General features: G+C 63.3%; 6 protein-coding genes. 1 reads left to right on the forward strand and 5 read right to left on the reverse strand.

The window, feature by feature from the left end; translation table 11 throughout:
- Nucleotides 1-131: 131 nt before the first annotated feature.
- From MKL01_RS36320 to tal, 3 genes are all read right to left on the reverse strand, one after another.
- Nucleotides 132-338, reverse strand: a complete 207-nt coding sequence (locus tag MKL01_RS36320; protein ID WP_409566388.1) for a hypothetical protein — start codon at nucleotides 336-338, stop codon at nucleotides 132-134.
- 215 nt (nucleotides 339-553) lie between these two features.
- Complete coding sequence (locus MKL01_RS31255) at nucleotides 554-772, reverse strand: hypothetical protein (RefSeq protein WP_243909067.1); 219 nt, start codon at nucleotides 770-772, stop codon at nucleotides 554-556.
- Nucleotides 773-1175: 403 nt separating this feature from the next.
- Complete coding sequence (tal, locus tag MKL01_RS31260) at nucleotides 1176-2141, reverse strand: transaldolase (RefSeq protein ID WP_243909068.1); 966 nt, start codon at nucleotides 2139-2141, stop codon at nucleotides 1176-1178.
- Between the two features lie 46 nt (nucleotides 2142-2187).
- On the opposite strand from tal, the gene MKL01_RS31265 reads away from it, so the two are divergent.
- A complete protein-coding gene (locus tag MKL01_RS31265) occupies nucleotides 2188-2433 on the forward strand; it encodes a hypothetical protein (RefSeq protein WP_243909069.1) in 246 nt (81 codons plus the stop codon).
- A gap of 42 nt (nucleotides 2434-2475) precedes the next feature.
- Here MKL01_RS31265 and MKL01_RS31270 read toward each other — a convergent pair whose 3' ends face one another.
- Together MKL01_RS31270 and MKL01_RS31275 are read right to left on the reverse strand one after the other, a co-directional pair.
- Nucleotides 2476-2919 carry a DMT family transporter gene (locus MKL01_RS31270; RefSeq protein ID WP_243909070.1) on the reverse strand — a complete coding sequence of 148 codons (444 nt, stop codon included), beginning with the start codon at nucleotides 2917-2919 and terminating at the stop codon, nucleotides 2476-2478.
- Nucleotides 2920-3311: 392 nt separating this feature from the next.
- Nucleotides 3312-3596 carry a hypothetical protein gene (locus MKL01_RS31275; RefSeq protein WP_243909071.1) on the reverse strand — a complete coding sequence of 95 codons (285 nt, stop codon included), beginning with the start codon at nucleotides 3594-3596 and terminating at the stop codon, nucleotides 3312-3314.
- Between the last annotated feature and the right edge of the window lie 194 nt (nucleotides 3597-3790).

Raw genomic sequence — 3790 nt, forward strand, 5'->3', positions numbered from 1 at the left:
AGCCGTCCGCGGCCTTCTCGTTCTCGCTGAAGCTCGTGAATGGCACGAGGCAGCGGTGTGCGGGCACCAGCCCGCGTCGCCTGTACGGCGAGGCAGTGTTGCGCACGTTCGTGACGCCAGGATCGACCTTCTTACTCCTTAAGCGCGAAGGCCGGGGACGGCATGCCCCAGCGCATCATCGATAAGGCACGTGCGCCCTCGCGCATGCGGATCACGGGAGCCGCGGTGTTGGGGAAGATGCCTGGCTGCGGCGGCAGGTTGCCGGTGTCGTCGTGCTCGATGCTGAACGCCCTACCGATCTCGGACTGCGGCCGGATGAGGCTGTAGAGGTTGCACATGCAGCATGCTCGCCGAGGCCGCGGTGAAGATTAGGTCCTTGAGATGACGAACGCTGCCCCGCCGCCCGATCAAATTACGGGCTGGCGGGGCTTGTGCCGTTCCTGACGGCGAGGGGCCGATACGCGACGCGGCCCGAGATCAGGATGGCCGAGGACGGTTAGCTGAGCTTCAACGGTCGGCCGCGAGTCGATCCCGGAACGGGATTTGGCGGCGTTCATGCGTCGGTTGGGACAGCCGCCAAGAGGCTGTCTCGATGAGCACGGAGCAGGGTGAGGCTCGTCATGTAGGATGCGAGCAGCATCTCGTCTTCGGCCGGGACATGCCCATGCTGGGCCAAGTGGGCCACCTGAACGCACTGTCGGTGGAAGCGCCCCTCACAGGCGGTGATGTCCTCATTGATGGCGACGAGCGCCTCGATCCACGGCAGCGGCACGAACCGCGCCCTCCACTCCTGAGGGCGACTTACCTAAAAACGCGGTTGAACTTTGGTAGTGGATACAACCGCCACGGGTCGGTTCCAGCGATCTGAGTCGGCAGTGGCAGCCCGTGCAAGTCCAGGCACTGCCTTACCGATCTGATCACAGGTTGCCGGGGGAGATCGCCTCAATGCCATCAAATGCGCTAGATATATTTGTCCAATGAGTATGCCAAAACGCTTAAGCCAAGCCGTCGCCACCCGTTTCGGACCAATGAGCAAGTCGCTGGAACAGCAGTTACAGACCCGCGAAAGCATGGTGGATGAGTTGGAGCGTCGCGGGTACAGGGTCCGCGGGAAAACGGATGAGCAGATCGTTCAGCTAATCAGAAGCGGGGAGCGGGACACAGCGTAACCCTTCCTAATGACGCTCAGTGAGCCTCGTTCGGATCAGCGCATGCAGCGCGCGTAGATCGCTGCCGAACTGCCGTATACCCTCGGCAAGCTTCTCCGTCGCCATCGCGCTCTCGTTCATTTCCCAACGGAACGAGAACTCGTCGGTGTCAGGTATCTCGGGCGGTTCACCGTAGGTGTCGGACGACAGGACGCGGGGGAGCGTGCCCTGCGTGGCCGCGAGTTCGTCCAGCAGCTTCGGCGAGATGGTCAGCCGATCACAGCCCGCCAGCGCCTGGATCTGACCGACGTTGCGGAACGAGGCGCCCATCACAACGGTCTCGATCCCGTGCGCCTTGTAGGCGGCGTAGATGGCCCGCACCGACTGAACGCCGGGGTCGTCCGCGCCCGTGTAGGTCTTCCCCTCGGCCTTGGCGTACCAATCGGTGATGCGGCCGACGAAAGGCGAGATCAGGAACACGCCCGCATCCGCGCAGGCCATGGCTTGCGCGAGATGGAACAGCAGGGTCAGGTTGCAGTCCACGCCCTCGCGCTGGAGCACGCGCGCCGCCTGGATGCCCTCCCAAGTTGAGGCGATCTTGATCAGCACTCGGTCGCGTGAAACGCCACGCTCGTCATAGGCGCGGATGATAGCTCGCGCCTTCTCCAACGTCCGGTCCGTGTTGAAGGAGAGGTTGGCGTCCACTTCCGTGGAGACCCGCCCCGGCACCAGCTTCGTCAACTCGACGCCCACCGACACGGCGAGCCGGTCGGCGACGGCCTGAACGACATCCTCGGTCTCGCCGCCCTGTGCTTTGCCCCAGGTCACCGCCTCGTCCACGATGGGAGCGAGCCCTTCCATGCCGGCCGCCTTCAGGAGCAGCGACGGGTTGGTGGTGCAATCCACCGGCTTGAGCTTCTCGATGGTGCTGATGTCGCCCGTATCGGCGACCACCACGGTCATCTCACGAAGTTGGTCGAGCAGCGATGTCATAGCTCACCTCGTGCGGCGTTTCGCGATCAGACCGGGATCAACCCACATGTTGCCAGTCGCGGAGGGAAAGGGACCACGCCTGGGCATCGTGGTAGCCAATCGATGCGCAGCCCTGCCTAATGATCTTCGCGAGCATGATCTTATCACCGAGGGCGGTAATCTGGATGACAGTCGGGCCGAAGCCGGCATCGCCGACAAGGCAGGTGCCGACGCCCCAGCCGTGCTCGCGGCAGATCTCCGCCGCGTGTCGATGATCATACCGAGTGCTCGCCATTATGGATTGGTGCTTTGAGTGCTGAGCTGCGGATAAGACTGATGTGAGGGCGATCAACGATCAGAACAGTGCGACAAGTGCCACGCCCCCCACCATCAGGAGACCTCCGAGGATCCGCCACACACTGGCGGGGTGCCGCTCGAAACCGACCCAACCGAAGTTGTCCAGCACGATCGAGGTGACCACGCCTGCGGTGACGAGAAGGCCGAGGAAAGGTGCGGCGCCGATCTGACGCGCGACAAAAAACTGCGCCAGGATGATGCAGCCGCCAAGGATACCGCCGAGCCAGGCCCACCATGGCATTGCGAGGGCTTGAGCCGCAGTCGGCCATGCGAGCTTGCCGGAGAGTAGGCCGACCACGAGAATGCAGCTGGCGGTGCCTGCGACCACGACCAAGCCGGCGGTCAAAGACTCGTCCAAACCCTTCGAAAGGGCTCCGTTCTGTCCTGATTGAACCGCGTTGGCGACGCCAGCCAGCAGCACGAAGCCGTAGAGGTACCACATAGCTGAGATCTCATTGTGTGAGATCCCTAACTAGAGCTGCCGAAGTCGTTCCTTCCCATAATCGTCGGCGGCATGTCGTCCTAGAGCGATGACCGTCCGCTTTCAGCGCCTCTTCAACGAGGCGGCGAAAGGGGTCACCACAGGCCCAACATGCGGCCGCCGGCCAGCACCACGACGACCAACGTCACGGCGGAGACGGCAACCTTCTCCGCTGATCCGGACACACGGTAGGGGCTACGCCGACTGGCCCGGGGCCTGAAGGCCACGATCGTCGGATCCGTCAGGTGTTGGGTCAGGGTGTCTGGTAGCTTACGCTTTGATCGTCCACTGCGCATGCTGGCCTCGCTATGACCGCTCCGCCTTCAAGGCTCCCACTACGGGTCGGCGGATGGCTACCCTAAAGTCACCGCGCCGTCGATTTTATTGATCGCTACGACGCGAGGGCCGCGAATATCTGGATCCCGCATCTCCCAGGCAGACAAGGCGGCGTTAGCAGCCTCGACAATCGCTCCCGGAGACCCGCTGCCGATCTGTGGACGGATCGCCTCGACGAGCCGCGTCAGGATCGTCTGCTCCTCAAGCGGACGGGCTGGCATCTTCGCTTGGCGGCAGAACGCCGCGTAGACGTTCTCGGCGATCACGCGGGCAGCACGATCCGGGGCAGGCGTGTCGCTCATTTCATTTAGCCCTTCGCCTTCAGGTGCTCGCTGCTCGTCCGGCCGGTCGGTCTGTCAGGGAGCAACGACGTCCTCACGCAGACCTTGCTCATCGAAGATCCGACGCACAAGGCCTGATCGCTTCGCCTCCTTCAACCAAGTGTCAACATAGGCCGGTGCGGCCGCTCGCTCCTTCGGAACAGCGACGGCGCTCA

It is taken from the genome of Methylobacterium sp. J-070, assembly GCF_022829385.1.
In the GTDB taxonomy this organism is placed as follows: Bacteria; Pseudomonadota; Alphaproteobacteria; order Rhizobiales; family Beijerinckiaceae; genus Methylobacterium.